General features: G+C 68.0%; 28 protein-coding genes and 1 pseudogene. 19 read left to right on the top strand and 10 right to left on the bottom strand.

Translation table 11 applies throughout. From position 1 onward, the window contains the following. Positions 1-23: 23 nt before the first annotated feature. The 11 genes from NX1_RS03920 (at position 24) to NX1_RS03870 (ending at position 10,227) form a co-directional block, all read left to right on the top strand. Positions 24-776 (top strand): SDR family oxidoreductase, encoded by a 753-nt coding sequence (locus tag NX1_RS03920; protein ID WP_068054242.1) that lies wholly within the window; start codon positions 24-26, stop codon positions 774-776. Positions 777-786: 10 nt separating this feature from the next. Beyond that, positions 787-1,770, top strand: coding sequence for an NADPH:quinone oxidoreductase family protein (locus NX1_RS03915; RefSeq protein WP_068054234.1), 984 nt, complete (start codon positions 787-789; stop codon positions 1,768-1,770). A gap of 28 nt (positions 1,771-1,798) precedes the next feature. Further along, positions 1,799-2,560, top strand: coding sequence for a 3-oxoacyl-ACP reductase FabG (fabG, locus tag NX1_RS03910; protein ID WP_068053715.1), 762 nt, complete (start codon positions 1,799-1,801; stop codon positions 2,558-2,560). A 19-nt stretch (positions 2,561-2,579) separates the two neighbouring features. Further along, positions 2,580-3,032: a MaoC family dehydratase gene (locus NX1_RS03905; protein ID WP_068053712.1), complete on the top strand. Its 453-nt coding sequence runs from the start codon at positions 2,580-2,582 to the stop codon at positions 3,030-3,032. Beyond that, positions 3,032-4,069, top strand: coding sequence for a phosphotransferase family protein (locus NX1_RS03900; RefSeq protein ID WP_068053709.1), 1,038 nt, complete (start codon positions 3,032-3,034; stop codon positions 4,067-4,069). Before NX1_RS03905 ends, NX1_RS03900 begins: the two co-directional genes overlap by 1 nt. Then, on the top strand, positions 4,066-5,253 hold the full coding sequence (locus tag NX1_RS03895) for an acyl-CoA dehydrogenase family protein (protein ID WP_068053707.1): 1,188 nt from the start codon (positions 4,066-4,068) through the stop codon (positions 5,251-5,253). The genes NX1_RS03900 and NX1_RS03895 overlap by 4 nt, the downstream gene beginning before the upstream one ends. Next, entirely contained in the window at positions 5,250-6,359 is a 1,110-nt protein-coding gene (locus NX1_RS03890; RefSeq protein ID WP_068053705.1) for an acyl-CoA dehydrogenase family protein, read from the top strand. The genes NX1_RS03895 and NX1_RS03890 overlap by 4 nt, the downstream gene beginning before the upstream one ends. 4 nt (positions 6,360-6,363) lie before the next feature. After that, entirely contained in the window at positions 6,364-7,380 is a 1,017-nt protein-coding gene (gene curA, locus NX1_RS03885; RefSeq protein ID WP_174555451.1) for an NADPH-dependent curcumin/dihydrocurcumin reductase, read from the top strand. A gap of 156 nt (positions 7,381-7,536) precedes the next feature. Next, complete coding sequence (locus tag NX1_RS03880) at positions 7,537-8,760, top strand: acyl-CoA dehydrogenase family protein (protein ID WP_068053703.1); 1,224 nt, start codon at positions 7,537-7,539, stop codon at positions 8,758-8,760. A gap of 44 nt (positions 8,761-8,804) precedes the next feature. Next, on the top strand, positions 8,805-9,128 hold the full coding sequence (locus tag NX1_RS03875) for a putative quinol monooxygenase (protein ID WP_068053700.1): 324 nt from the start codon (positions 8,805-8,807) through the stop codon (positions 9,126-9,128). Between the two features lie 97 nt (positions 9,129-9,225). Next, complete coding sequence (locus tag NX1_RS03870; RefSeq protein WP_068053697.1) at positions 9,226-10,227, top strand: NADP-dependent oxidoreductase; 1,002 nt, start codon at positions 9,226-9,228, stop codon at positions 10,225-10,227. 383 nt (positions 10,228-10,610) lie between these two features. Here the strand turns inward: NX1_RS03870 and NX1_RS03865 are convergent, their stop codons facing one another. Both NX1_RS03865 and NX1_RS03860 read right to left on the bottom strand, forming a co-directional pair. Then, positions 10,611-11,426, bottom strand: a complete 816-nt coding sequence (locus NX1_RS03865) for an enoyl-CoA hydratase-related protein (RefSeq protein ID WP_068053694.1) — start codon at positions 11,424-11,426, stop codon at positions 10,611-10,613. A gap of 52 nt (positions 11,427-11,478) precedes the next feature. Further along, a complete protein-coding gene (locus tag NX1_RS03860; RefSeq protein WP_068053691.1) occupies positions 11,479-12,132 on the bottom strand; it encodes an HAD family hydrolase in 654 nt (217 codons plus the stop codon). A gap of 252 nt (positions 12,133-12,384) precedes the next feature. Between NX1_RS03860 and NX1_RS03855 the strand changes: the two genes are divergently transcribed. The 3 genes from NX1_RS03855 (at position 12,385) to NX1_RS03845 (ending at position 14,520) form a co-directional block, all read left to right on the top strand. Then, positions 12,385-12,993, top strand: coding sequence for a TetR/AcrR family transcriptional regulator (locus NX1_RS03855; RefSeq protein WP_068053688.1), 609 nt, complete (start codon positions 12,385-12,387; stop codon positions 12,991-12,993). 109 nt (positions 12,994-13,102) lie between these two features. Then, positions 13,103-13,999: an SCO6745 family protein gene (locus NX1_RS03850; RefSeq protein WP_068053686.1), complete on the top strand. Its 897-nt coding sequence runs from the start codon at positions 13,103-13,105 to the stop codon at positions 13,997-13,999. 11 nt (positions 14,000-14,010) lie between these two features. Then, entirely contained in the window at positions 14,011-14,520 is a 510-nt protein-coding gene (locus tag NX1_RS03845; protein WP_157119512.1) for a thioesterase family protein, read from the top strand. Positions 14,521-14,612: 92 nt separating this feature from the next. On the opposite strand, the gene NX1_RS03840 is transcribed toward NX1_RS03845, so the two are convergent. The 5 genes from NX1_RS03840 to NX1_RS03820 form a co-directional block, all read right to left on the bottom strand. Continuing rightward, on the bottom strand, positions 14,613-15,536 hold the full coding sequence (locus NX1_RS03840) for an alpha/beta fold hydrolase (RefSeq protein ID WP_068053680.1): 924 nt from the start codon (positions 15,534-15,536) through the stop codon (positions 14,613-14,615). A 142-nt stretch (positions 15,537-15,678) separates the two neighbouring features. Beyond that, positions 15,679-16,476 (bottom strand): class II aldolase/adducin family protein, encoded by a 798-nt coding sequence (locus NX1_RS03835; protein WP_174555450.1) that lies wholly within the window; start codon positions 16,474-16,476, stop codon positions 15,679-15,681. 293 nt (positions 16,477-16,769) lie between these two features. Further along, the gene (locus tag NX1_RS03830) at positions 16,770-17,618 is read right to left on the bottom strand and encodes a 3-hydroxybutyryl-CoA dehydrogenase (protein ID WP_068054230.1); all 849 of its coding nucleotides are present in this window, start codon (positions 17,616-17,618) and stop codon (positions 16,770-16,772) included. A gap of 189 nt (positions 17,619-17,807) precedes the next feature. Continuing rightward, positions 17,808-18,701: a TauD/TfdA dioxygenase family protein gene (locus NX1_RS03825; RefSeq protein WP_068053677.1), complete on the bottom strand. Its 894-nt coding sequence runs from the start codon at positions 18,699-18,701 to the stop codon at positions 17,808-17,810. A 32-nt stretch (positions 18,702-18,733) separates the two neighbouring features. Next, positions 18,734-19,708: a quinone oxidoreductase family protein gene (locus tag NX1_RS03820; RefSeq protein ID WP_068053672.1), complete on the bottom strand. Its 975-nt coding sequence runs from the start codon at positions 19,706-19,708 to the stop codon at positions 18,734-18,736. Positions 19,709-19,870: 162 nt separating this feature from the next. Between NX1_RS03820 and NX1_RS03815 the strand changes: the two genes are divergently transcribed. Then, positions 19,871-20,896: an AraC family transcriptional regulator gene (locus NX1_RS03815; protein WP_068054227.1), complete on the top strand. Its 1,026-nt coding sequence runs from the start codon at positions 19,871-19,873 to the stop codon at positions 20,894-20,896. Here NX1_RS03815 and NX1_RS03810 read toward each other — a convergent pair. After that, the gene (locus tag NX1_RS03810; protein ID WP_068053669.1) at positions 20,792-21,553 is read right to left on the bottom strand and encodes a hypothetical protein; all 762 of its coding nucleotides are present in this window, start codon (positions 21,551-21,553) and stop codon (positions 20,792-20,794) included. The genes NX1_RS03815 and NX1_RS03810 overlap by 105 nt on opposite strands. A gap of 317 nt (positions 21,554-21,870) precedes the next feature. Here NX1_RS03810 and NX1_RS03805 point away from each other — a divergent pair, with 317 nt between their 5' ends. After that, on the top strand, positions 21,871-22,392 hold the full coding sequence (locus NX1_RS03805) for a L,D-transpeptidase (protein WP_084500939.1): 522 nt from the start codon (positions 21,871-21,873) through the stop codon (positions 22,390-22,392). A gap of 82 nt (positions 22,393-22,474) precedes the next feature. On the opposite strand, the gene NX1_RS03800 is transcribed toward NX1_RS03805, so the two are convergent. After that, positions 22,475-23,860, bottom strand: a complete 1,386-nt coding sequence (locus tag NX1_RS03800) for a flavin monoamine oxidase family protein (protein WP_068053663.1) — start codon at positions 23,858-23,860, stop codon at positions 22,475-22,477. A gap of 13 nt (positions 23,861-23,873) precedes the next feature. On the opposite strand from NX1_RS03800, the gene NX1_RS37670 reads away from it, so the two are divergent. Next, positions 23,874-24,971, top strand: a complete 1,098-nt coding sequence (locus tag NX1_RS37670) for an HD domain-containing protein (RefSeq protein ID WP_245668305.1) — start codon at positions 23,874-23,876, stop codon at positions 24,969-24,971. 13 nt (positions 24,972-24,984) lie between these two features. Here the strand turns inward: NX1_RS37670 and NX1_RS35010 are convergent, their stop codons facing one another. Next, entirely contained in the window at positions 24,985-25,464 is a 480-nt protein-coding gene (locus tag NX1_RS35010; RefSeq protein ID WP_084500990.1) for a hypothetical protein, read from the bottom strand. A 126-nt stretch (positions 25,465-25,590) separates the two neighbouring features. Between NX1_RS35010 and NX1_RS38615 the strand changes: the two are divergent. Both NX1_RS38615 and NX1_RS38610 read left to right on the top strand, forming a co-directional pair. Continuing rightward, positions 25,591-25,680, top strand: a pseudogene (locus tag NX1_RS38615) (FAD-dependent monooxygenase); the annotation flags it as partial. 83 nt (positions 25,681-25,763) lie between these two features. Then, positions 25,764-26,000 carry an aromatic-ring hydroxylase C-terminal domain-containing protein gene (locus NX1_RS38610; protein WP_373864861.1) on the top strand — a complete coding sequence of 79 codons (237 nt, stop codon included), beginning with the start codon at positions 25,764-25,766 and terminating at the stop codon, positions 25,998-26,000.

The raw sequence follows: 26,000 nt of genomic DNA, 5'->3' as shown, positions 1-26,000 counted from the left end.
ACAACACTGGAAAGGACCGACCCTTGAACAGGTTCGAAGGAAAGACCGCCATCGTCACCGGCGCCAGCCGTGGCATCGGCCTCGGCATCGCGCAGCGTCTGGTCGACGAGGGCGCGAAGGTCGTCATCACCGCTCGCAACGAGAAGGCGCTCGACGAGGCCGTCGAGACGCTGGGCGGTCCGGAGCGGGCGCTGGCCGTCGCCGGTCGCTCCGACGACGTCGCCCACCAGGCCGAGACCGTCGAGCGGGCGATCGAGGCCTTCGGCAGCGCGGATCTCCTCGTCAACAACACCGGAATCAACCCGGTCTTCGGTCCCATGGTTGAGCTGCCGCTCGAGGCCGCCCGCAAGATCGTCGAGGTCAACTGCCTGGCCGCTCTGTCGTGGGTGCAGCAGGCGTACCAGGCGTGGATGAAGGAGCACGGCGGCGCGATCGTGAACGTCTCCTCGGTCGCCGGATTGAAGCCGGCGCCCGGCATCGGCTTCTATGGCTCCAGCAAGGCGATGCTGACCCACATCACCCAGGAACTCGCCGTCGAACTCGGCCCGAACCTGCGCGTCAACGCGGTCGCACCGGCCGTCGTGAAGACCAAGTTCGCGACCGCCCTGTACGAGGGCCGCGAGGACGAGGTCGCCGCGGCCTACCCGCTCAAGCGGCTCGGCGTGCCCGAGGACATCGGCAGCGTGGTCGCCTTCCTGCTCTCCGAAGACGCCGCCTGGCTCACCGGTCAGCTGCTCGTCGTCGACGGCGGCATCACCCTCACCGGCGGTGTCTGACGTGACGACGATGCAGGCGTGGCGCGTCCACGAACTCGGCGAGCCGGGCGCGGTGCTGCGGCTCGACACGGTGGAGCGACCCGATCCAGGTCCGAGCCAGGTGCTCGTCCGGGTCACCGGCGCCGCCGCGAACTTCCCCGACGTGCTGATGTGTCGCGGCCTCTACCAGGTGCGTCCGCCGCTGCCGTTCACGCCGGGTGTCGAGGTGTGCGGTGAAGTGGTCGCCGTGGGATCCGACGTCTCGGGGATCGCGGTCGGCGATCGTGTGATCGGCGGAACCGCGCTGCCGCACGGCGGCTTCGCGGAATTCGCTCTGATGGACGCCGCGCAGACGTTCCCCGCGCCGCCCGCGCTGGACGACGCCGAAGCGGCCGCGCTGTACATCGGATACCAGACCGGATGGTTCGGACTGCATCGCCGCGCCGCCCTGAAAGCGGGGGAGACCCTGCTCGTGCACGCGGCTGCCGGTGGCGTCGGCAGCGCCGCCATCCAGCTCGGAAAGGCCGCGGGCGCCAGGGTGATCGGCGTCGTCGGCGGTCCGGAGAAGGCGGCGTACGCCGCCAAGCTCGGCGCCGACGTGGTGATCGATCGCCGGACGCAGGATTTCGTCGAGGTCGTCAAAGAGGTGACTGACAACCGGGGCGCCGACGTCGTCTACGACCCGGTCGGCGGCGACGTCTACGCGCGGTCGACGAAGTGCATCGCCTTCGAAGGCCGGATCCTGGTCGTCGGCTTCGCCGGTGGGGAAATCCAAACGGCCGCACTGAATCACGCGCTGGTCAAGAACTATTCCATCGTCGGCCTGCACTGGGGTCTGTACAACGCCTACGAACCGGCGGCGGTCGCCGAATGCCATCGGACGCTGACCCGGCTCGCCGCGGAGGGCGGGATCAGGCCGCTGGTCAGCGAACGGCTGACGCTGGACGGCATCGCCGAAGGCGTACAGCGCCTCGCCGACGGCAAGACCGTGGGCCGCGTCGTCTACGCGCCCTGATCGAACACGCACCACAGAGGAGAACATCATGAGCAACCAGACCCCGCGGACCGCCGTCGTCACCGGCGCGGCGCGCGGCATCGGCGCGGCCGTCGCGCGCCGGCTCGCCGCCGACGGCATGGCCGTCGCGGTCCTCGATCTGGACGAGGCCGCGGCCAAGCCCGTGGCCGACGAGATCGTGGCCGCGGGTGGCCGCGCGCTCGCCATCGGCGCGGACGTGGCCGACGAAGCCGCGGTGACGGCGGCCATCGATCGCGTCGTCGCCGAACTCGGCGCCCCGACGGTGCTCGTCAACAACGCGGGCATCCTCCGCGACAACCTGCTGTTCAAGATGACCGTCGACGACTGGGACGCCGTCATGGGCGTGCACCTGCGCGGCGCGTTCCTGTGCAGCCGCGCGGTGCAGCGTCACATGATCGAGCAGGGCTGGGGGCGGATCGTCAGCCTCTCCAGCACGTCGGCGCTCGGCAACCGCGGCCAGGCCAACTACGCCGCTGCCAAGGCCGGTCTCCAGGGCTTCACCAAGACTCTCGCACTCGAACTCGGCAAGTTCGGTGTCACCGCCAACGCTGTTGCGCCAGGATTCATCGAGACGGACATGACCGCGGCCACGGCCGAACGCATGGGCGTCCCCTTCGAGGATTTCAAGAAGGTGGTCATCGCACAGATCCCGGTCGCTCGCGCTGGAACGCCCGACGACATCGCGCACACCGTGTCGTTCCTGGCCAGCGAGGGCGCGGGATTCGTGTCCGGCCAGGTCTTGTACGTGGCCGGCGGACCTCGGGACTAGGACGGAAGGACAGCGACCGATGAAGGTATTCCAGGGCTTGGCCGACATGGAGAAGGCCATCGGAACTCACCTCGGATACAGCGACTGGCACACGGTGACCCAGGAGCAGATCGACCGCTTCGCCGACGCGACGGGCGATCACCAGTGGATCCACGTGGATCCGGTGAAAGCGGCGGCGGGACCGTTCGGCACGACCGTCGCCCACGGGTTCCTCACGCTGTCGCTGATTCCGATGCTGACTCAGCAGATCTACACCGTCGAGGGACTGTCGATGGGCGTCAACTACGGCGCCAACAAGGTCAGGTTCCCCGCGCCCGTTCCCGTGGGGTCGCGGCTGCGCGCGGGCGCCGAGCTGATCTCGCTCGCGCCGGGCACGCTGGGATACCAGGCCGTCACCCGCGTCACCGTCGAGATCGATGGGGCCGCCAAGCCCGCGTGCGTCGCCGAGACCGTAGCGGTGCTGGTGCCCTGATGACCGACCACAACGGCACGGATCTGCCCGGCCTCGATGTGGATCGCCTGACGGCCTGGCTGGCCGAGGTGGAGCCGGGTCTGCTCACCGGGCCGCTCACGGGTCGCCTGATCGCCGGTGGCAGATCCAATCTGACCTACGAGATCAGTGACGGCAAATCGGCGTGGATCGTGCGGCGGCCGCCGCTCGGTCACGTGCTGGCGACCGCGCACGACATGTCCAGGGAATACCGGGTCATGACCGCGCTGGCCGACACCGACGTTCCCGTTCCCGCCACGTACGCGCTCTGCGAGGATCCCGATGTCCTCGGCGCGCCGTTCTATTTGATGGAGCGGGTGATCGGCACGCCCTACCGCTTGGCGGCCGAGCTCACGGCGATCGGCGCGGACCGGACGCGGACCATCTCGGCCGGAATGGTCGACGCGCTGGCCGATCTGCACACCGTCGATCCGGCCAAAGTCGGGCTCGCGGATTTCGGACGCCCAAGCGGCTTCCTCGCGCGGCAGGTGCACCGCTGGAAGAAGCAGTTGGACGCCTCCTACTCCCGGGATCTGCCCGACGCGGACGAGCTGTACGGCAAGCTCGCGGCCCACCAGCCCCCGCAGTCTCCGGACGGCATCGTCCACGGCGACTACCGGCTCGACAACGTCCTGGTGGACTCCGAGGACCGAGTCGTCGCCGTAATCGATTGGGAGATGGCCACTTTGGGTGATCCGCTCACCGATGTGGCGCTCCTGCTGCTGTACCAGCGCCTCGGCGAGCTCGGCGTACCCGGCGTCAGCGACGTGGCGTTCGCGCCCGGCTTCCTCACCGAGACCGAACTGCTCGACCGGTACGCCGAACGCAGCGGCCGCGACCTCGCGCACTTCGGCTTCTATCTGGGGCTGGCCGCCTTCAAACTGGCGGCGATCCTCGAAGGGATCCACTACCGTCATCTGCACGGGCAAACCGTCGGATCCGGCTTCGAGATCGTCGGATCCGGGGTCGAAACGCTGCTGCGCACCGGAATCGAAGCCCTCGAGGGGAACAACCGATGACCGACACCGTTCTCGACGACCTGCGTCAGCGCGTGCACGCGGTCCTCGCCGACAACGATCCGTCGACCACCGACGCGGTGACCTTCCATCGCGCCCGGTTCGACGCCGGACTGGCCTGGGTGTACTTCCCGGTCGGGTTGGGCGGGCTCGGCCTCGACCGGGAAATGCAGCCCTTCGTGGACGCTCTGTTCGAGCAAGCGGGAGCCCCGGGCAACAACGCCGAACTCAACGGCATCGGGCTCGGCATGGCGGCTCCGACGATCCTCGCCTACGGCACACCGGAGCAGCAGCGGCGTTTCCTGCGTCCGCTGTGGGCGGGCGAAGAGATCTGGTGTCAGCTGTTCAGCGAGCCCGGCGCCGGTTCCGATCTGGCGGCGGTCGGCACAAGGGCGGTCCGGGACGGTGCGGACTGGATCGTCAACGGGCAGAAGGTGTGGACGTCGGTCGCGCACAAGGCGCAGCTGGCGATCCTGGTCGCTCGCACCGATCCGAGCCGCCCCAAGCATTCGGGCTTGACCTACTTCATCTGCGACATGACCGATCCCGGGGTCGAGGTGCGACCGCTTCGTCAGATCACCGGTGAAGCGGAGTTCAACGAGGTCTTCCTCACCGACGTGCGGATCCCCGACTCTCAGCGGCTCGGCAAGGAGGGCGAGGGCTGGCGCGTCGCCACCACGACCCTCAACAACGAACGGGTCTCCATCGGCGGGCGCGCCATGCCACGGGAAAGCGGTGTGCTCGGCGTCGTCGCGCGCAGCTGGCGGGACAACCCCGGCAAGCGCACCCCGGAACTGCACGACCGGCTGCTGCGACTCTGGGTCGAGGCCGAAGCAGGGCGCTTGGCCGCGACGAAGCTGCGCCAGCGAGTCGCCGGAGGACAGCCGGGCCCGGAAAGCTCCGCCCTCAAGCTCTCCTTCGCCCGGTCCAATCAGCAGCTGTCCGGTTTCGAACTGGAACTGCTCGGCGAGGACGGCCTCCGCTACGACGACTGGACCATGGTGCGGCCGGACCGGGTCGATTTCACCGGGCGCAGCGCCGGTTACCGGTTCCTTCGGGCCAAAGGCAATTCGATCGAAGGCGGAACCTCGGAGATCCTGCGCAACATCGTCGCCGAGCGGGTCTTGGGTCTGCCGGTCGAACCGCGCGCGGACAAGGACATCGCCTGGAAGGACCTCAGCCGATGAGCGACGACATCCTGCTGCTCGACACCGACACCGAGGCTTCGCTGCGGGACGCGGTGCGTGACTTGCTCGCCACCCATTGCGATCCGGCCGCGGTGGCCAGGGCCTACGAAGGCGACCGCGCGTTGACGCCCGGCCTGTGGAAGTCGCTTTCTCGCGATCTCGGACTCGCCGGGCTGCTCGTCCCCGAGGACCGCGGCGGCGTGGGCGGTTCCGCCCGTGACGCGGCCGTCGTGCTCGAAGAGCTCGGCCGGTTCGTCGCGCCCGTCCCATTCCTCACCAACAGCGTGATCGCCGCGACCATCCTGCTCGCCGGTGATTCCGATCTGATCGGGCAGCTGGCGGAGGGCGAGCGCACGGTGGCGCTGCTCGCGCCCTTCACCGCCGCCTCGGCGACGGATGTGCCGACCTTCGCCAAGGACCCGGACGGACGGTTGACCGGACGGGTCACGAGCGTCGCGGGCGTGCTCGACGCCGATGTGCTGTTGGCCGCGGTGCAGACCGCCGCGGGCACGGAGATTCACGCGCTTCCGGTGACGGCGGCGGCGGTCGCGCCGGTCGTCTCGCTCGACATGACGCGCCAGCTCGCCGACGTCACCCTCGAGTCCGTGCCAGGGCGGGTCGTCGTCGACGCCGAGTCCGGAATCGCCGCGCTGCGGGCCGGTCTGGACGCGGGCGCGGCGCTGCTGGCGTCGGAACAGGTCGGTGTCGCGTCCTGGTGTCTGGAAACGACGGTGGCCTACCTCAAGGTGCGTCGGCAGTTCGGCCGCGTGGTCGGCGGATTCCAGGCGCTGAAGCACCGGCTCGCCGACCTGTACGTCGACATCGAGACCGCGAGCGCCGCGGCACGTTACGCCGCGGGCGCCCTCGCGGCCGGTGACCCCGACGCTGCTGTCGCTACCGCCGTCGCGGCCGCCTACTGCGCGGATATCGCGGTCCTGGCCGCCGAGGAAGCCGTCCAGCTGCACGGCGGTATCGGCATGACGTGGGAGTATCCGGCGCACCTCTACCTCAAGCGGGCGAAAGCCGATCAGATCGGGCTGGGCAGCCCCGGCCGTCACCGGTCGGTGCTCGCCGAACTCATCGATCTACGACTGGGAGAGGATTGAATCCATGAAATCGACCCAGGTCCGGCTCGCCGCCCGGCCCGAAGGAGAGCCCAAAGACAGCGACTTCGACTTCGCCACCGTCGATCTGCCGGAACTCGACAACGGTCAGGTGCTGCTGCGTGTGCTGTACCTGTCGCTGGATCCGTACATGCGGGGCAGGATGAGCTCGGCCAAGTCCTACGCCGCTCCCGTGGAATTGGGCGACGTGATGGTCGGCGCCACCGTCTGCGAAGTGATCGAGTCCCGAGCCGATTCGCTCGCGCCGGGGGACGTGGTGCTGTCGTACTCGGGGTGGCAGTCCCATGCCGTCGCCTCTGCTCGCCACGTACGAAAGCTCGATCCGGAGTCCGCCCCGATCTCCACCGCGCTCGGCGTCCTCGGCATGCCCGGGTTCACCGCGTACGGCGGCCTGCTCGAAATCGGCCGCCCGCAGCCCGGCGAGACCGTCGTCGTCGCGGCGGCCACCGGGCCGGTCGGTTCGGCGGTCGGTCAGATCGCCCGGATCAAGGGCGCGCGCGCCGTCGGCATCGCGGGCGGACCCGACAAGTGCCGCGCCCTGCTCGACGAATTCGGATTCGACGCGGCGGTCGATCACCGTGCGCCCGACTTCGCGGAGCGGCTGGCCGAGGCGGTGCCGGATGGCATCGACGTCTATTTCGAGAATGTCGGCGGAAAGGTGGCCGAGGCCGTCACGCCGCTGCTCAATCGCTTCGCCCGGATACCGGTGTGCGGCCTGGTCGCGCAATACAACGCCACCGAATCGCCCGAGGGCCCCGACCGATTGCCCGGGTTCATGCGGCAGATCCTGACCCTGAGCCTGACGGTGCGTGGCTTCATCCAGGACGAGTTCATCCCCACTCGGCAGGCGGACTTCCTCCGCGACATGTCGGGGTGGATCCGCAGCGGCTCGGTCCGCTACCGGGAAGACGTCGTGGCCGGGCTGGAGAACGCTCCCGAGGCGTTTCGCGCCATGCTGGCGGGCCGCAATTTCGGCAAGGCGCTCATCCGGGTCGGCGATTGAGCCTGAGCCGGCGAATTGTCCATCGAACGGTGCCGTGACATGACCTGTCACGGCACCGTTCGTGTCTGTACCCGAATCCGCGGGACCCAAAGTTGAATCCGATGTCGAATTCAAGTACGGTGCGAAGGAAGCCAACAGTCAGGACGAGGAGTTGCCATGTTCGAGTTCTCGGAGCGAGCGCGCCAATACCAGGAGGACTTGCTCGCCTTCATGGACGAGCACGTCTATCCCGCGGAGTCGATCTACCACGCGCAGATGACGGAGTCGGGTGATCCGCACTTCCATCCGCCGATTCTCGAGGAACTCAAGACCGAAGCGCGCAAGCGCGGTCTGTGGAATCTGTTCCACCCGCACCCGGAGTGGGGGCCCGGTCTGACCAACCTGGAATACGCGCCGCTCGCCGAGATCATGGGCCGCAGCGCGCATCTGGCGCCGGAGGCGACCAACTGCAACGCGCCGGACACCGGGAACATGGAAGTGCTGACGCTGTTCGGCACCCCCGAGCACAAGGAGACGTGGCTGCGGCCGCTGCTGGACGGCGAGATCGCCTCGGCGTTCGCGATGACCGAGCCCGCCGTCGCAAGCTCCGATGCCACCAACATCGAGCTACGCATGCAGCCCGACGGCGACGAGTACGTACTCAACGGCCGGAAGTGGTGGACCTCCAACGCCTTGCACAAGAACTGCAAGGTCCTCATCGTCATGGGCAAGACGGATCCGGACGGGCCAGTGCACCGCCAGCAGAGCATGATGGTCGTCCCGATCGACACCCCCGGCGTGACCGTCCTGCGCAACCTACCCGTGTTCGGATATCAGGACCGCGAAGGCCACGCGGAGGTGGTGTTCGAGAACGTCCGGGTGCCGCGCACCGCGCTGCTGGCCGGTGAGGGCGACGGGTTCATGATCAGCCAGGCCCGGCTCGGGCCAGGACGCATCCACCACTGCATGCGCGCGATCGGCATGGCCGAACGGGCGCTGGACCTGATGATCGATCGGGCGCAATCGCGCACGACGTTCGGTGCGCCGGTGGCCGACCGCGCCAACATCCAGGACTGGATCGCCGAGTCCCGCATCGAGATCGAGATGGCGCGACTGCTGACGCTCAAGGCCGCCTATCTGATGGACACCGTCGGCAACCGCAACGCGCGCGTCGAGATCGCGGCGATCAAGGTGGCCGCGCCCGAGGTCGCGCTGAAGGTGGTCGACCGGGCGATCCAGGTCCACGGCGGTGGCGGCGTCTCCGAAGACTTCCCCCTCGCGAGCATGTACGCGCACCTGCGGACGCTGCGTCTGGCGGACGGGCCGGACGAGGTGCACAAGCGCACCATCGCCCAGATGGAGCTGCGCCGCCGCGACCCCTCGTGGGGCAAGCGGAAGTAACCGGACGCAAGTACCGAAACAACCCACTCCAAGAGGAGGAAACGATGGCCGAACCCTGCGTGGTAGTGGCGACCATGTTCGCCAAGCCCGGCCAGGAAGAGCTGGTGGAGAAGACGTTGCGGGCGGCGGCTCCCGCCGTGCACGCCGAGCCTGGCTGTCTGCTGTACGCACTGCATCGACGGATCGGCGAACCAGGTCGATTCGTGATGATCGAGAAGTGGGCATCGAAGGAAGCGCTGCGCACGCACGGCCAGAGCGCCGCACTGCGTGAGGTCGGTGCGGCATTGGGCGACGCGCTCACCGGTCCGGCCGAGGTGCTGGTCTTCGACGCGTTGCCTGCGGGCGATCCCGAACTGGGAGCGCTCTGATATCAGAACTCGCCGGTCGGGCGGGTCGGCTCGACGGCGTTGGACGTCGTGCCGCGAGGTGGCTCGCGGCACGACGGCACGAACGAGAAGAGATCTCATGACGAAAACCCAGCAAGTGCGCCTCGCGCGGCGCCCTTCCGGACTGCCCGACGCCGACACCTGGAACATCACGACCGAGGAGCTTCCCGAGCTCATCGAGGGGCAGATTCTGGTCGAGGTCGAGTTCATCTCCCTCGATCCCGCGATGCGCGGATGGCTCAACGACGTGCGCTCGTACCTGCCGCCGGTCGGTGTCGGCGAGGTGATGCGATCGCTGGACATCGCGAAGGTCGTCGCGTCGACGCATCCGGACTTCGCCGTCGGCGACACGGTCAGCGGAACCTTCGGGGTGACCGAGTACGCGATCAGCGACGGCAAGGACGTCCAGAAGATCGACGTGGGCGTCGCGCCGGGGCCCACGTGGCTCGGCACGCTCGGAATGCCCGGCATGACAGCCTATTTCGGCCTGCTCGAGGTCGGGAAGCTGCGCGCGGGGGAGACCGTCGTCGTGTCCGCCGCGGCCGGAGCCGTCGGCAGCGTGGTGGGGCAGATCGCGAAAGCCAAGGGCGCCACCGTGATCGGCATCGCCGGTGGAGCGGAGAAGTGCCGCTGGCTCACCGAGGAGCTCGGTTTCGACGCGGCCGTCGACTATCGGAACGAGGACGTGCTGCGGCGGTTGCGCGAAGTGGCCCCCAAGGGGATCGACATCTACTTCGACAACGTGGGCGGCGACATTCTCGACGCCGCGCTCGCCAATCTCCGCTTCGGCGCCCGCGTGGTGCTGTGCGGGGCGATCTCGGCGTACAACGACGACAAGCTGCCGCCGGGGCCGTCGCGCTACATGTCGCTGCTGGTCTTCCGCGCGTCCATGACCGGATTCGTCGTCATGGACTACGCCGACCGCTACGGCGAGGCCGTCGCGCAGATGTCCCAATGGCTGGCCGACGGAACGTTGAAGAGCCGTGAGCACGTCGTCGAGGGTGGCGTCGGACAGTTCGGCGAGACACTCAACATGCTCTTCACCGGGGCGAATGTCGGAAAGCTCGTGCTAGCACGCTGAATTCGGCGCATCCGAGGCCCCGCGCGACACCGCGCGGGGCCTCGTCCGCACGGTCACCAGAGCTTTCACCTGTCCAGCGGATCGTCCAGCTCAGATCGTGGCCGGACAACGCGCCGAGATCGGGCAGTGCCACGGTCGCGTGCCGCGACGGGATGCCGGTGTGCCCGTGCCGTCGTGGTAGGTCAGGCCCCCTTCCGCCATGGCGTCGATGGTCGCGGGAAATTCCGGAAGGTGAGTCGGACTGCCCGAGAATCGGCGCCAGGCGGCCGGGCCTGATCGTCCCGCCTGTTCGCGGATGCTCGCTGCGCCGCAGTGAACTGTCATGGCCCCGAAGACCATCCGGCTCCCGCGTCGCTCGACGACAGCGTGGGAGTCTGGAGAGTTCAGTCGGTCGACACGGGCCCGAGGGGCGCGAAGGCGGGCGGCCTGCGGTCGAGGTAGCTCGTGACGCCTTCGGTCGCGTCGGGATGTGCGAACGCCGCGAGCATCAGATCGTCGGCGACTGCCACCGCGGTCGCGAAGTCGGAATCCATTGCCCGATGGACCTGGCTCTTGACAATGCTCATCGAGGTGGGCGAGCAGAAGTTCGCCAGGTCGGTCGCGTATTCGATCGCGGATTGCAGCAGGGTCTCCTGCGGGCAGAGGCGGTCGACCAGTCCCATCGCGTGAGCCTCGGCGCCGAGAATCACCCGGCCGGACAGCAGCAGGTCCAGCGCCCGGCTGCGGCCGATCACGCGGGGGAGCAGCCAGGCGATTCCGTACTCCGCGATCAGGCCGCGGCGGACGAACGCCGTCGTGAACTTCGCCTCGGGCGTGCTGAACCGCAGGTCGCAGTAGAGCGCCTCGACCAGCCCGAGGCCGGCGACAGCGCCGTTGATCGCCGCGATCAAGGGTTTGCGCACCGAGAGCGGGAACTCGCGGGGACGCTGCCGTTCCGGAGCGCTGAGATCCGTCGCCGAGCTCGCCGCGGCCAGATCGTCCATGTCCGCTCCCGCGCAGAAGCCCCGTCCCGCGCCGGTGACGACGATGGCCCTGACTTCCGGGTCGTTCTCCGCGTCGTCCAGCAATGCGAAGTAGCGGCGTTCGAGCGCGTCGTTCCATGCGTTGAGCCGGTCCGGCCGGTTGAGCGTCAATATCAGTACCGGACCGCGTTTCTCGGCCAGAACGGTCTCGGTCGATTGCTGGGTGGTCGAGCCCATGCCCGTGCCCCTTCGTGGTTCTCGCTGGCAAGTCTTTCGGGCAGAGCCGGGCTCACGACCGGCCTAGAGCGGCCCAGAGCCGCCGAGCGGTGTCCGCCGCGTCGCGGTGCAGCACGGCGGTGAGCCCAGCGCGCTCGGCCGCGACCACGTTCTGCGGCAGGTCGTCCACCATGACGGCCGCTCCTGGCTCGACGTCCAAACGGGCGCAGGCGATGTCGTACGCGCGCCGGGACGGTTTGCGCACGCCGACCTCGCCGGAGATGGTGACGGCGTCGAACATCGCGGCGAGATCGAAACCGGCGTAGCAGTCGTCGCCGAGCGAGTTCGACAGCAGCCCCACGCGGAATCCGGCGTCCCTGACTTCGGCCACCAGCTCGATCATGGCGTCGTCGGCGCGCAGGCCGGACTGAATGCGGCGCACGAGCCCGGTGCCGTCCACCTCGATGCCGTGTGCGCGCAGCCGCGCGGCGAAGCCCTGTTCGAACTCGCGCTCGCGCATGCGTCCCTCTTCGTGCTCGACCAGCAGCGCCTTCGCCTCCGGGTCGTGGCTGAACAGGCGCAGCGGCAAGCGGGGATCGCAGCCGAGCGACTCGCCGAACGACTGGAACGCGTCGAAGACGCTGGACGTCAGCACACCCCCGAAGTCGAACAGCACGGCGGTCGCCCGGACGTGCTGCTCGGTGGGTGCGGTTGTGGGACTGGCCATGGGATTCCCTTTCGCTCCGTGTCGCCGGGCGCGGCCGGACGAGGCGTCACGTGCAGCTGTCGGCGGCACGGCCGAGCGCTGGATGCACGTATCCGGCAGGTCGATTACTGCTGCTCGCAGCCGAGCGTAATTGAATTCGAGTTCAGATTCAATACCCATCGCCGCCCGTGAGCGGGCGTTTTGCTCGGCGGTACGACCCGGCGGACCATACCGGTCCGCAGGTTTCGAGCGGACGGATGCGAGACTGGGCCGGTGACCGGATCAGAAGACCGCTCGCGCGCCGACGAGACGCGAGCACGGCTGTTGGAGGCCGCTGTCGCCGCGTTTGCCGAGCGTGGCTTCCACGGCTCGACGACCCGCGACATCACCTCGATCGCCGGCCTCAGCACCGCGGCGATCTACGTGCACCACCGTTCCAAGGAGGAGTTGCTCTATCAGGTCTCGCTGGCGGGCCATCGGGACACCCTGGCCACGATCCAGGCCGCGATCGCCTCGGCGGACGACCCGGTAGACCAGTTCATCGCGGTGATGCGTGATTTCTCGATCCACCATGCCCGCGCACACACCATGGCCAGGGTCATCAATTACGAACTCACCGCGCTCAGCCCGGAACACCAGCGGGAGATCAAAGCGGTCCGGCGCGTCATCGACAGCGAGGTGCGCGGCCTGATCGAGCGCGGCGTCGCGGCGGGCGTCTTCGACAACCCGAATCCGCGCATGGCGGCGATCGCGCTGCTGTCGCTCGGCATCGACCTGGCGCGGTGGTATCGGGACGACGGCCGATGGTCGCCAGAGGAGATCGGCGACTACTACGTCGACCTCGGCCTGCGCATCGTCGGCGCGCGGAAGCAGGACGGCTGACCTTTCGGCGTGGCGCTGTTTCCTCCGCTCCGCACTCTTGAACTTGACATCGGATTCGGGTAACTATCGAAGGCGAGTTTCCAGCACGATCAGATATCGGAGCAGTCTCTTGACAACGGTCTCCCCGCACAGTGCTCGCCTGACCTTCCGCGCCCTCGAGCCGATCCACGGCATGATCTACTTCACCCCGCATGGCCCCGGCGCGTATCGCGACCTGGGCATCACGGATCCGCGGATGATGTACTTCGCCTCCAGGTCCGCTGCCTTCGGCCCGGTGGCGGCCGATGTCACCGTCGCCTCGTTCTTCAACTTCAATCCGGCCGCGGTGCATGCCGTCCTCCCCGCCGCGTGGGAAATCGCCTCTCCCGAGGCGATTCTGCGCGCCAGGTTCGCTGCCGTCGATCTGTCGCTCCGGCAGGCATGGGGCGATGACGTCGCCGGCGCCGACGTGCGCGAGGCCGCCGATCTGGCCCGGCGCGCGGCCGAACGCGCCCGCGAGCGGCCTCAGGGCCGTCCGCTGTTCGCGGCCCACGCCGCGCTGCCTTGGCCCGACGAGCCGCACCTGGTGCTCTGGCATGCCCAGACATTGCTGCGGGAGTACCGAGGCGATGCCCATGTGGCCCTGCTCGCGACGGAGGGGCTCGACGGCATCGAGGCGTTGATCACGCACAGCGCGACCGGCGAGATCGCGGCGGAGGTGCTGCGGGCGAGCCGATCCTGGAGCGAGCAGGACTGGGCTTCCGGCGTGGACCGGCTCCGTGGCAGGGGCTGGGTGACGGACGAGGATCTGGCGCTGACCGAGCACGGCGCCGCGCGGCGCAAGTCGATCGAGGATCGGACCGACGAACTGGCGGTCCATCCGTACGAGGCGATCGGCGAAGACGGGTGCGCACGCCTGCGCGCGCTGGTCTCGTCGCTGGCGATCCAGGTCATCGAAGGTGGCCTGGGATTTCCGCCGGTGCTGTCGGAGCGCTACCGGCAGGCCATCCAGGCCGGATCTCGGTGAGGCGGGTGAACATGGCGGCGGTGCGACCGGAGATCACCCAGGTACTCGCGGTTCCCGCCGCGTTCACCAAGGAGATCCCGCCGGATTTCGAAGACAGCAACGGGCACATGAATGTGGCGCACTACTTCCGGCTGCACGGCGAGGCGATGTGGCAGCAGCACCGTGCGCTCGGCTACGGCGGGTCGGGCAGGTTCGGGATGTTCGCGATGGAGCAGCACGTCGCCTACTACCGGGAAGTCCTGGTGGGCCACGAGGTTTCGGTGCACGTCTGCGATCTGGGACGCACCGACAAGGTGATGCGCGGCATCTCGTACCTGGTCAATCGCACCGTCGGCGAGGTCGCGAGCTCGTTCGAGTTTCTGACCATGAACGTCGATCGGCTGTCTCGGCGCCCGGCCGAGTTCGAGGCCGGCGTCGCCGCGGCGTTGGACGAATCGATCGCGCGAGCTCGGTCGCTTGGATTCGGACCCGAGTACGGCGTGCTGGAATTGCGTCCGACGACGGCCCGCGTGCGGAACTGAGCGGCTTTCCGGCGGCGGCGTAGCGATTTCGCGACGCCGCCGCCCGAGCGGGCCGGCCCGCCGAAAGCTGTTGTCGTTCCGATCGATTCGATTCAGCCGAGACTGCGGGCGAAGTCGATCAGGGCGGCGTTCACTTCGGCCGCGCGTTCCTGCTGAATCCAGTGCCCCGCACCGTCCAGGATGATCGACCCGCGCAGGTCGGACAGCACGGAGGTCATTTTGGCGGTCGGGGTGAATCGGATGACCGGATCCTCCGATCCGGCGATGAACAGGGCGGGCTTGTCGATCTTCGCGTCGGCCAAGTCTGCCGCGAGCTCCCAGTTCCGGTCCAGGTTGCGGTAGTAGTTGAGCCCGCCGGTGAAGCCGGTGGCGGTGAAAGTCTCGATGTAATAGCCCAATTCGGCTTCGCTCGTCCAGTCCGGGACCGCGGGCTCGGCGCCGACGAGATCGCGAGCGCTGATGACGTCGTCCTGGAGCAGTGTGCGTCGCACGTCCGCCGCCAGGGCGGCGTCGGCTACGCCAGGCTCCTGGAACCAGCACATGTAGAAGTCGTCGCCGAGCCGGGACCGCAGGATCGCCATCGGCGGCGCCGAGGAGCGCGGCGTGACCGGAACACTCAGGCCCGCCACCGCCCGCACCCGGCTCGGGTGCCGAAGGGCGAATTGCCATACCACCGACGCGCCCCAGTCGTGGCCGACGAAGATCGCGTCATCGAGACCCGACTCGTCGAGGAGACCGGCCAGATCGGCGCACAGGGCGGCGATGTCGTAGTCCTCGATCCGGTCCGGGCGAGAGCTGCCGCCGTACCCGCGCATATCGGGGGTCAGCGTGCGGAAACCCGCCTCGGCGAAGGCGAAGACCTGATGGCGCCAAGAGAATCCGAGCTCGGGGAAACCATGGCAGAAGATCACCGCGGGGCCTTCGCCGTGGTCGACGACGCGCAGCTCGATCCCATTCGTCATGACTCGGCGGCTGCCGAGCCGCAGCCATCGGTCGAGCAGATCGTTTGTTTCCATCCCGTGGTCCACCTCGTGTTCGGATGCCGTTTCGATCACCGACGGTATTCAATTCTGACGTCGGATTCAACTATCTGCGTCGCCGATCAGGGGGCATCGGCCCTCGAATGGCCGGTAGGCGTGCGCCGATGCCCGCCACGCCTCAGACGAACAGGTCGGGTTCGGAAGCGGTGATCTGATCCCACAGTGGCTGGGCTTGGAACCAGCCCGCGCGGTGGGTGCCGACCTGTTCCCGGGTGATCAGCGCGGTCTCTCGATTGATCAGCTTGGGGCGTCCGGCGGCCATCGCCAGGAGCTGGGCCTGGCAGGAGCGTTCCATCGTGATGAACCACCAGACGGCCTCGGCGACGGAGTGCCCGACCGTGAGCAGGCCGTGGTTCTGCAGGATGACGGCCTTGTAGGAACCGAGCGCGGCGGCGATCCTGCGTCCCTCCTCTGCTTCGTTGACCACGCCGCGGTAGTCGCTGTAAACGCCGTGGTCCTCGAAGAACGCGCACGCGTCCTGGGTGATCGGATCGAGCGGGATGCCGAGGCTGGAGAACGCCTTGCCGTGTACGGAATGGGAGTGTGCCGCCGCGATCACATCGGGACGGGCGGCATGGATGTGCGAATGGATCACGAAGGCCGCCCTGTTGACCGGCCGGTCGCCGCGGAGCACTGCGCCTCGGTGATCGACCAGTACCAGGTCCGAGGCCTTGATGTGGCTGAAGCTCATGCCGAAGGGATTGACCCAGAAGTGGTCCGGGTTCTCGGGATCGCGTACGGTGATGTGCCCCGCGACCCCTTCGGCGAAACCGAACCGGCCGAAGAGGCGGAATCCCGCGGCGAGTTGTTCTTTGCGGTACTGACGTTCGGCCTCGATCGAATCGAACGTCGGTGGCGTCGGCAAGGCCGCGTCTTCGGACTGCGGACCGATGGCTGCGATGTGCGGGGCGTTCACGATGGCCCTCCTGGGAGTCGCGCGGGCGGGCGTCGACCGGTGCGATGGCGTGCCGGTGCGCCGTGGATGTGCGCGCGAGGCCGCGTGGCGGCTCAGCGACGCGCAGCGTTCAGCTTAGGCAAAGTTGACGTCAGATTCATGTTTATTGGAAAGATCGCTCGCGGGAATCCGGGCGTGGCCACCCCTGAAAACGAAACGGGCAGGGCCGACACGGCGTGTCAGTCCTGCCCGATCGCGTGTGATGCCGCCCGGTGTCCTCGTTTCGGCGCGAGGACACCGGGCGCGGCTACCTGTCAGTTGTAGTCGTAGAAACCGCGGCCGGTCTTGCGGCCCAGGCGGCCCGCGTCGACCATCCGGCGCAGCAGCGCGGGCGGAGCGTAGTGCGGCTCGGCGAACTCCGCGTACAGCGACTCCGCGGCGGCGAGGGCGATGTCGAGGCCGACGGTGTCGAGCAGGGTCAGCGGGCCCATGGGGTAGCCGCAGCCGCCCTTCATGGCCGCGTCGATGTCCTCTGCGGTGGCGTAGCCCGACTCCAGCATCCGCACCGCCTGGCACAGGTAGGGGATGAGCAGCGCGTTGACGATGAAGCCGGACCGGTCGCCCGCCTGCACGGTGGTCTTGCCGAGGGTGTTCTTCGCGTAGTCGGTGACGGCGGCGGCGGTCTCGGGCGCGGTCACCAGGGTCGAGATGATCTCGACCAGTGGCATCACGGGAACCGGGTTGAAGAAGTGCACGCCGACGACCCGCTCGGGACGCTGGGTGGCGCCCGCGACCTTGATCACCGGGATCGAGGACGTGTTGGTGGCCAGGATGCCGGAGGGCTTGACGATCTTGTCGAGCTTGCCGAAGATCTCGTACTTCAGCGACTCGATCTCCGGGGCGGCCTCGATGACCAGGTCGCGGTCCGCGAACTCGTCGATGTCGAGGGTGACGCGCACGCGGGCGATCGCCGCGTCCGCCTCCTCCTGGGTGATCTTGCCCCTGGCGACGCCGCGAGAGATGGACGCGGCGATGCGCTGCTGCGCGGCATCGGCGAACTCCTGCTTGGTCTCGAGCACGAGCACCGAGCTCCCGGCCTTGGCGCATACTTCCGCGATACCGGCGCCCATGGTGCCGCCACCGATCACTCCGACCAGCTCCACTGTCATCTCTCCAAACTCGAATCCGTCATCGCTAACGGGGTCATCGACTACTCCCCGGTAGCGTACTTTCCTTCGCCTGACCCCCCTGACGGTAGGAGGAAGTCGCGCGGGCCGGAGTGCGGTGCGTCACAGGGCGTCGCGACTCGCGTCCGGAGCCGGGTGGCGGCGGCCGATGAGACGAAGGGGTTCTCAGAAGGTCGCGTCGCCGATGATCCCGGCGCGCTCCATCTTCCGGACCGCGGGCCAGTAGTCCTGGACCGCGTAGTGCTGGGTGGACCGGTTGTCCCAGATCGCGAAGCTGTTCTTCGTCCACCGCCAGCGCACCTGGTATTCCGGAATGCTCGCCTGCCGCATCAGGTAGTGCAGCAACTCCGCGGCTCCCGGGGCGTAGTCGGCGCCGAAGCGCACGTTCTCGGGGGTGTGGTAGTTGACCAGGTGCGTGGTGAAGGAGTTCACGAACAGGATCTGCTCGCCGGTCTCGGGGTGCGTGCGGACGACGGGGTGTTCGGCGTCGGGGAACCTCCGGGCGAGGTCGTGACGCTCGTCTATCGGCATGGCCGCGCCGAAACTGGCTTCGATGCTGTGCCGCGCCCGCAGGCCGCCGATACGCTCTTTGATCCCGTCGGGCAGCCGCCGGTAGGCCTCGGCCATGTTCACCCAGATGGTGTCCCCGCCGACCGGAGGTGTCTCCACGCAGCGCAGGACGCAGCCCATGGGCGGGTTCTGCCGCCAGGTCGCATCGCAGTGGTAGGCGTTCTCGAAGTGCTCGGGCGGGCTGTCGAGATCCTTGTAGATACGCACCAAGCCGGGATGGTCGGGATCGCTGCCCGCCACGGGGTGGTCCTCCAGGGGGCCGAAACGTTCTGCGAGAGCGACGTGCTCGGCGCGGCTGATGTCTTGATCGCGGACGAACAACACCTTGTACTCGAGCAGCAGTGCGCGCAGCTCGGCGAACAGGACGTCGTCGCGAGCGACCTGTCCGAGGTCGACGTCGAAGAGTTCGGCGCCGATCGTGCAGGTCATGGGCTGCACCCGGATCGACCGGGCGAGCGTCGAATCTCGATGGGGGGCAATGCTTGTCATGAGAAGGTCCGCCTTGTGGTCGAGTCGTGGGGTCAGAGGGTGAAGACCGAGGAGCCGATGCTGCGGCCGGATTCCAGGTCACGGTGTGCGTGTGCGGCGTCGGGAAGCTCGTAGCGTTGATTGACTTCGATGCGGATCCGGCCCGCCGCGACGTGGGAGAACAGCTCGTCGGCCAGTTCGGCGCGTTCGGCGGGGTCGGCGATGTAATCCGCGAGGGCGGGGCGGGTGACGAACAGCGAGCCCTTGACCGCCAGCTGCATGGCATCGATGGGCGGCACCGGACCGGAGGCGGTGCCGAAGCACACCAGCAGCCCGCGTCGCGCCAGCGAATCCAGCGACGACGCGAAGGTGTCCTTGCCGATGCTGTCGTAGACGACCGGTACACCCGCGCCGTCGGTGATCTCGCGGACTCTGGCCGGGACGTCCTCGCGGGTGTGGATCAGCACGTGATCGCAGCCGTACGCGCGGGCGATCTCGGCTTTCCGCTCGCTGGACACCGTCCCGATCACGGTGAGCCCCAACAGTTTCGCCCACTGCGTGAAGATCAGACCCACCCCGCCCGCTGCGGCGTGCAGCAACACGGTGTCCCCGGCGCGCAGGGGGTGGATGCGGCGCAGCAGATAGGCCGTCGTCAGGCCACGCATCGTCATCGACGCGGCGACATCGAAGCCGATGCCGTCCGGCAAACCGATCAGATGCTCGGCGGGCATCACCCGCTCGGTGCTGTATGCGCCCAGCGGGCTGCCGGTGTAGGTGGCGCGGTCGCCGGGCCGGAAATCGCGCACGCCGGGGCCGACGGCTTCGATCACTCCGGCGGCCTCGACGCCCATGCCCGCGGGCAGCGGCGACGGGTACAGCCCGGTGCGGAAGTAGGTGTCGGCGAAATTCAGCCCGACCGCTTCGTGCCGGATGCGCACTTCGCCGGGCCCTGGCTCGCCCACCTCGACGTCTTCCCAGCGCAACACCTCGGGACCGCCGGTCTCGTAGAAGCGAACAGCTTGTGCCACAGTGGATCTCCTCCTCGATGCCGCTCCGCGAACAGCGCGGCGGGTTCTCTCTTCCCGCTGGTCACCGTCGGGGTACGCAATTCACAGTAGGGCGATCGGGGGCGAATTGCTTATCCTGAGGGGGCGGGTTCATATTCATTTCGGGACAAACAGGAGGTCGTGGTGAAACCGCTGGCTCGCTACGCCGCGCTGCACAGCTACGTCGAGCTCGGCCGGTCGCTCGGCATCGACCCGGTCGAACTGATCAGGGAGGCCGGTCTCGATCCGGCCGGCGTCAGCATGCAGGACCGCTGGGTTCCGGCCGCCGCCATCGCCGATCTGCTGGAACGCTCCGCCCGCGCGTCGGGGTGCGAGGACTTCGGGCTGCGCTTGGCCGAGCGTCGCCGCTTCGCCAACCTCGGGCCGCTGAGCCTGGTCATCCGGGACGAACCCGACGCGCGCAGCGCCCTGCGGATCATGTCCCGGCACGAGCACATGTACAACGAGGCCGTCCACACGCGCGTCACCGAGCGCGACGGCATCGCCACCATTCGCTTGGTTCTGGATCTCGGTGGGCCGGGTGAAGCCCGGCAATCGACCGAACTGGCGATCGGCGTGCTGCACGGACTTCTGCGCGGGTTCCTCGGAACCGATTGGCAACCGTTGGAAGTCCGCTTCGCCCACGCCGCGCCGCGCGACACCGGCACCCACCGCCGGCTGTTCGGCCCGCATGTCACCTTCGACCAGGATTTCCACGGAATCCTCGCCTACACAACCGATCTCGACGCGCCGAACGCGATGTCGGACCCTCAGCTCCGGGTCTACGCCCAGCAGCGGTTCGACTCGGCCCCGAGTGCGCAGACCACGACGATGGTGGATCGGGTTCGTGAACTCATCGAACTGCTACTGCCGACGGGCCGCTGCTCGGCCGAGCAGATCGCCCGCAGTCTCGGCGTCGACCGCCGCACCATCCATCGCCATCTCGCCGCCGAAGGCGAGACCTTCAGCTCCCTGCTGGACGCCACCCGCGCCGAACTCGCCCAGCACATGGTCGCCAGTCGCAGGCACACCCAGACCGAGATCGCCGAACTACTCGCCTTCTCCTCACCCGGCAACTTCTCCCGCTGGTTCCGGAAACGCTACGGATGCAGCCCCACACAATGGCGCGCGGCAGCGGGGGCCGGTGGATCGACCGTCGCGGTCAGATAGTGGTCGGTCGCTCGCGCAGGTTTCCGCGCCGCCAGTGGTGGCGCGGTACTCCGCATGGCTCGCGGCCGGATCGCGGCCGCGTCCGCGCGAATCGCGGCCCGCGAGCCGAAGGTCGATACCGAGAGAATCCCCGAATTCCCCTATGGTGCAGGAGGTTCTAGGTGGAGCCTGGGGCTGTATCACCAACCGAGTCGTCGGCCGCCCGTAGTCCTGGGCGATTGTCGGCAGATCGGGCAGCGGACCGGGGGTCAGCGTGATCGCAAGCTGCTCGACGGTGGCCAGGATCGCCGACAGCTCGTCCGGTCGATCGATCCGGGGGTGCCGACCGGGAACGTAGTCGAAGACCGCGACCAGCCAGCCGTGGGTATCGAGGCCGAATCGCAGCGCGGGTGTTGGCACTGTCGGCGGCAGCCGGGCGGCGGTTTCCAGCTCGGTCCGATACATCGCGGCGAGGCCGTCGTCGGTGGGGATCGCCTTCGCGAAAACCCCTCGACGGTCGCCTATTTCGAGTCGCGCGGCCAAGCCGTGGCTGAATCCACCTGGTTGCGTGGTAGCCGCGCGCACTCGCGCGCCCAGACGGTCCTCGACCTCGGCGCGCACGACGCCGGGAAGCTCGCTCCAGAGAATCCGGTTCGCGCTGTTGTCGTTGCCGTCCATCCGACCATCGTGGTGCGTGCGTTTCGCCGGTTCCAGTTCTTTTCACCCGGTGGGATACGAGTTGGCGAGCTGCGGCATGCGCAGTATTCGAGGTGAGGGCGGATCACAACAATCCGAAAATGGCAATCACGCCACGCTATCGAGATCGACTCGGTTGCCTACCGGTCGCGGCCGAATCGTCCCGCGGGGGTCGAGAGCCGCTTCACAATGATCGAAAACACTTCTAGGTCAGCTCGGACTCTCGTGTCGCCCATGCGATCCCTCGCCCCGCGGTCGGCACGTCCCCCCGATGGGGTGAGGGAAAGGCAGGTCTGATCATGAAGTGCGAGAGACTACGGCGTCCGGTGGCCAGGCTCGCGTTGCTGATCGGGACGGCGGCGATCGGATTCGCCGTCGCGGCGCCGGCGCAGGGTGAACCGCTGTGGCCCGGTGGACCGGACATTCCGGGCGTGCCACCGCTGATCGCGCCCCCACCGCCCGCACCGGTGGTGGCACCGTGCACCGCACCCAAGGCTCGGGGGTGTATGCGCCTGTCGACCAATGAGGCGTGGCTGATGGACAACGGCAAGGTCACCTACGGTCCGACCCCGATTTCGCACGGCAGGGAAGGATTTCGGACTCGCGCCGGTGTCTTCGACGTCGACTTCAAGCGTGAGGACCACTGGAGCACCATGCACCACGTCTGGATGAAGTACGCGGTGTTCTTCGACGGCGACATCGCCACCCATATCGGTCCGATCGAAGAGGAGTCGCACGGGTGTATCCGCATGACGCCCGACGGTGCGCGTGAGTTCTTCTACTACCTGGAGCCGGGCGACATCATCGAAGTCGTGCCGTAACGACGCCACGCCGAATCGTGCGGTCCGCGCGCACCGCGAATGGAACCCCTTGTCTCGCAATCAGTTCCGTCGCGCAAAGGCTTCAGCGATCGGTTGCTCGTCCGTCGGCCGCGGTCACCGTCTCCTGTTGCAGTACTTCGCTCGCCGCCCGCTCACCCGAGCGAACGGCTCCGTCGACCCAACCACACATGACGGCGGAGCTCTCGGTGCCCGCCCAGTGAACGCGGCCGCACGGTGCGCGCAAGGCGGGACCGAACTGCGTCAGCACACCGGTCGGCGCGTGGCTGAGCATTCCGCCACCGGAGTAGCGCTCGATACTCCAGTCCTGCTCGACATAGTCGACGGGGAAACTCGCCTTGTCGCCGAATCGTTCGGCAAGTGAGCCGAGGATCGCCCTTCTCCGGTCGGCCGGATCGAGCCGTCCGATTCGCCGCGCGATGGGGCCCTCGGTGATGACGCACAGGATTCCGGGTCGCGCGGAGTCCGTGCACGCGTCGATGGTGATGGTCGCCGGTGAGCCCGGCGCGGCCGACTGTCCCGTCAGCCCGTCGCCGCGCCAGAACGGCTCGTCGTACACGGCGGCGATCTTGAGGATCGACCCGCTCGGCATCCGCTGATGCAGGAACGAGCGATCGACCGGCAACATCGGTTCGTAGCGGATCTGGCTCGCGATCGCGAGCGGAACCGCCACGATCGCCCGGCGTGCGCGCACCGTCATCTCGTCCGAGCGGACCGTCACGCCGTCGTCGTCCTGGTCGATGCGCCGGACCGGCTGGGACAGGTGGATCGCGTCGCTCATCCGTGCCGCCATGGCGCCGGAGATGGCGCCCATGCCACCGACCGGTCGCGCATCCTGGGCGCCGTCCTTGACGCCCAAGACGAACCCGGGGCCGCCGCCCGACGCCATCTGGTACAGCACGAACAGCAACGACACCTCCGAACCGTCGGAGGTGTACAGCCCGGCGATCGCGGTCTCGAGCAGTTCACGCGCGGGCTTGGAGAGCACATTGCTGTCCAGCCAATGGGCCAGGCTCATCCGATCCCATTTGTCGGCATGCTTCGCCGCCCACGGCCTTTCGAGGGGAATCGCCTTGCACATGTGACCCAGCTCGAGCAATACCGTGCCGAGGTTCAGCGCCGCCCATGGGCTCATCGTCCACGGAATCGTGCCCTCGTAGCGATGCCGTTTGCCATCGACCACCAGGAGGGCCTCGCCCTCGGTGAACTGCTGGTAACTCGATATCCCGAACTCGGTCATCAACGCCCGGATCCGGTCCTGCCCCGGCCCGATCCAGGCGCCGCCGCGATCGATCCAGGATCCGTCCTCGCGCACTTCGGTGAACGTGCGCCCGCCGAGCCGGTCGCGAGCTTCCAGCAGCGCCACCTCTCGGCCCGCCTGTTTCAGTCGCAGCGCGGCTGTCAATCCGGCAAATCCCCCACCGATTACGCAATAGTCGACGTCTGTCATGGAGCGCCGCCTCGTGTTGAAGTTCGGCGCCGAGGCCGCCGCGCGGCCGGGCGCACTACTTTGCCGCACCCTCGAACACCGGGTGCACGTCGCCTTCGATCAGGCTCGAGCGTCGAATTCGTCCAGCAATTCTATAGCAGGCACGCGGCGCGTTCCCGGCCTCACGCAGGTTCGGGAAGGTCGGGACGGACCGGTCAGCGCTGCGTTCGATCGCCGCGCTGAGAACAGCGCGGCGACGGCCTTCGCGGCGGCGACGATGCTTTCGCCGGATTCGGCCGTGGCCCGGCGGGCACGGACGTCGGTCGGCGGTGGTCGCGGACGGCCGATCGTCCAGACCGGCGCCGCCACCGGTTCGTCGCCATCCGTCGCGAGGGAACGGCTGAGTGCCACTCCCGGCCGGAGTGGCCCGATCGTGGCGTTGCGCGGCACGACAGCTACTTCCGTGCAGGCCGCGACCGGAAATACCGTCACTGCCGTGTCTTTCACGATGGAATTCCCCACCACACCGATGGCAGGCGCGGCGCTCGCGATCGTCCGACGATCAGAGGCCGAAGCCATCGCCAACCACAGCGCCCGCAGCTTCTTCTTCGCCGAGTTGCTCGCCATCCGCGAGGGCCTGCACCGTGATTCAGGCTATGACCGGGAGCTGTTGTTCGCCGCCACCGTCATGCACGATCTCGGAACCGGTGCTCTGGCCCCCGGCCGTGAACGATTCGAAGTCGAAGGCGCGGATCTCGCCGCCGAAGTTCTCGCCGAACACGGTGTGCCGCAAGCGGATATCGATCGCGTGTGGGAAGCGATCGCATTGCACACTTCGCCCGGAATCGCCGAACGCCGTGGTCTTCTGGCCTATCTCACGGCCGAGGGCAGCAAGATGGACATCGGCTTCAACGCACCGGTGACCGCGAGCTATCAAGCGGCGATTCACGCCGCCTATCCGCGGTTGCGGATGGTGCGGACACTGACCGACGCGATCGTCGACCATGCGGCTCGCTCGGAAACCGCCGCGCCGATCTATTCGATGGGACAGCAGTTCGCCCTCGAGCGGCGCGAAAGCGGCGCTACGCAATTGGAACGGCTGGCGGCGGGGCTGATTCCCTGGGGGGAGTGACCGCGTACGCCGACTACGCGTCGGCCGGAGCGGAAAGTGTACGGCGGGCGCCGCGCCTCTTGGCCGCATACGGCAGTGCGAACATATAGAGGCCGGTGAGCAGGAGTGCGGCGAGCGGGATCAGCGGCAGGTAGGACACCCAGACGATCGGCTCTTCCTGCGCCAAGGCCACGAAGGTGGCGAGGACGGTCGAGAGGAAAACGATGGCCGACCAGCGGTGCAGTTGCCTGACCCACTGTGCCGTCGAGCGACCTCGGTTATCGGTGGTCTGCCGGGGGCGGATGTCCGCGGCTTGCCGGTTGCGTCCGGCGGCATATGGCAATACGAAAAGGTAGAGGCCGGAGAACAGGAGCAGCGCGAGCGGGGGCAGCGGTAGATACGACACCCAGACCGGACCCCCGAGCGCCAAGGCGACGATGGTGAGGACGACGGTCGTGGTGAAGACGATGGCCAACCACCGGTGGGTCTGCCGAATCCGCTTGTTCCAGTTCATGGGGTCCTCCTCCGAAGGCATGCGACCCGGCGATCTGCCGGGTGGATGTCGATGCCGAGAACGTTAGCCACGGCCCGGTGACCTGCGCTTCTCGATTCCTGATCGTTCTGGCCGCCTGGCACCATTGTGGGTGCGGGCCCGACCGGTTCGATGCTGGCCGCCGGATTGCGGCTGGCCGGAGTGCGGCCACTGGTGCTCGAGCGGCGGCCGGAGCATCGAGACATCCCGAAGGCGAACGGTCTCGGCGGACAGATTCTGCAACTGCTGCGCCGCCCCGAACTCGACGAGATCGCCCGAGACTGGCGCATCGCATCGACCTCCAGGCCGCCGAAACGGATGACCGCCCGGCCGACGCCCTGCTCATCCGGCCGGACGCCGACATCGCCTGGGCCGCAACGATCGACGAACCCACCGACACCGCCGCGCGCACCCTGCGCGAAGCCCTCTCGTGCTGGTTCGGCGCACCCGCGCGAAGCGACGGCGCCGGTGTAGTCGTCGCACCCGCCGCGTCCCCGATTGTCGGTCGGTGTTTCTAG

It is taken from the genome of Nocardia xishanensis NBRC 101358 (assembly GCF_001613365.1).
GTDB lineage: Bacteria > Actinomycetota > Actinomycetes > Mycobacteriales > Mycobacteriaceae > Nocardia > Nocardia xishanensis.
This window is presented reverse-complemented; position numbering and strand designations above follow the sequence as displayed.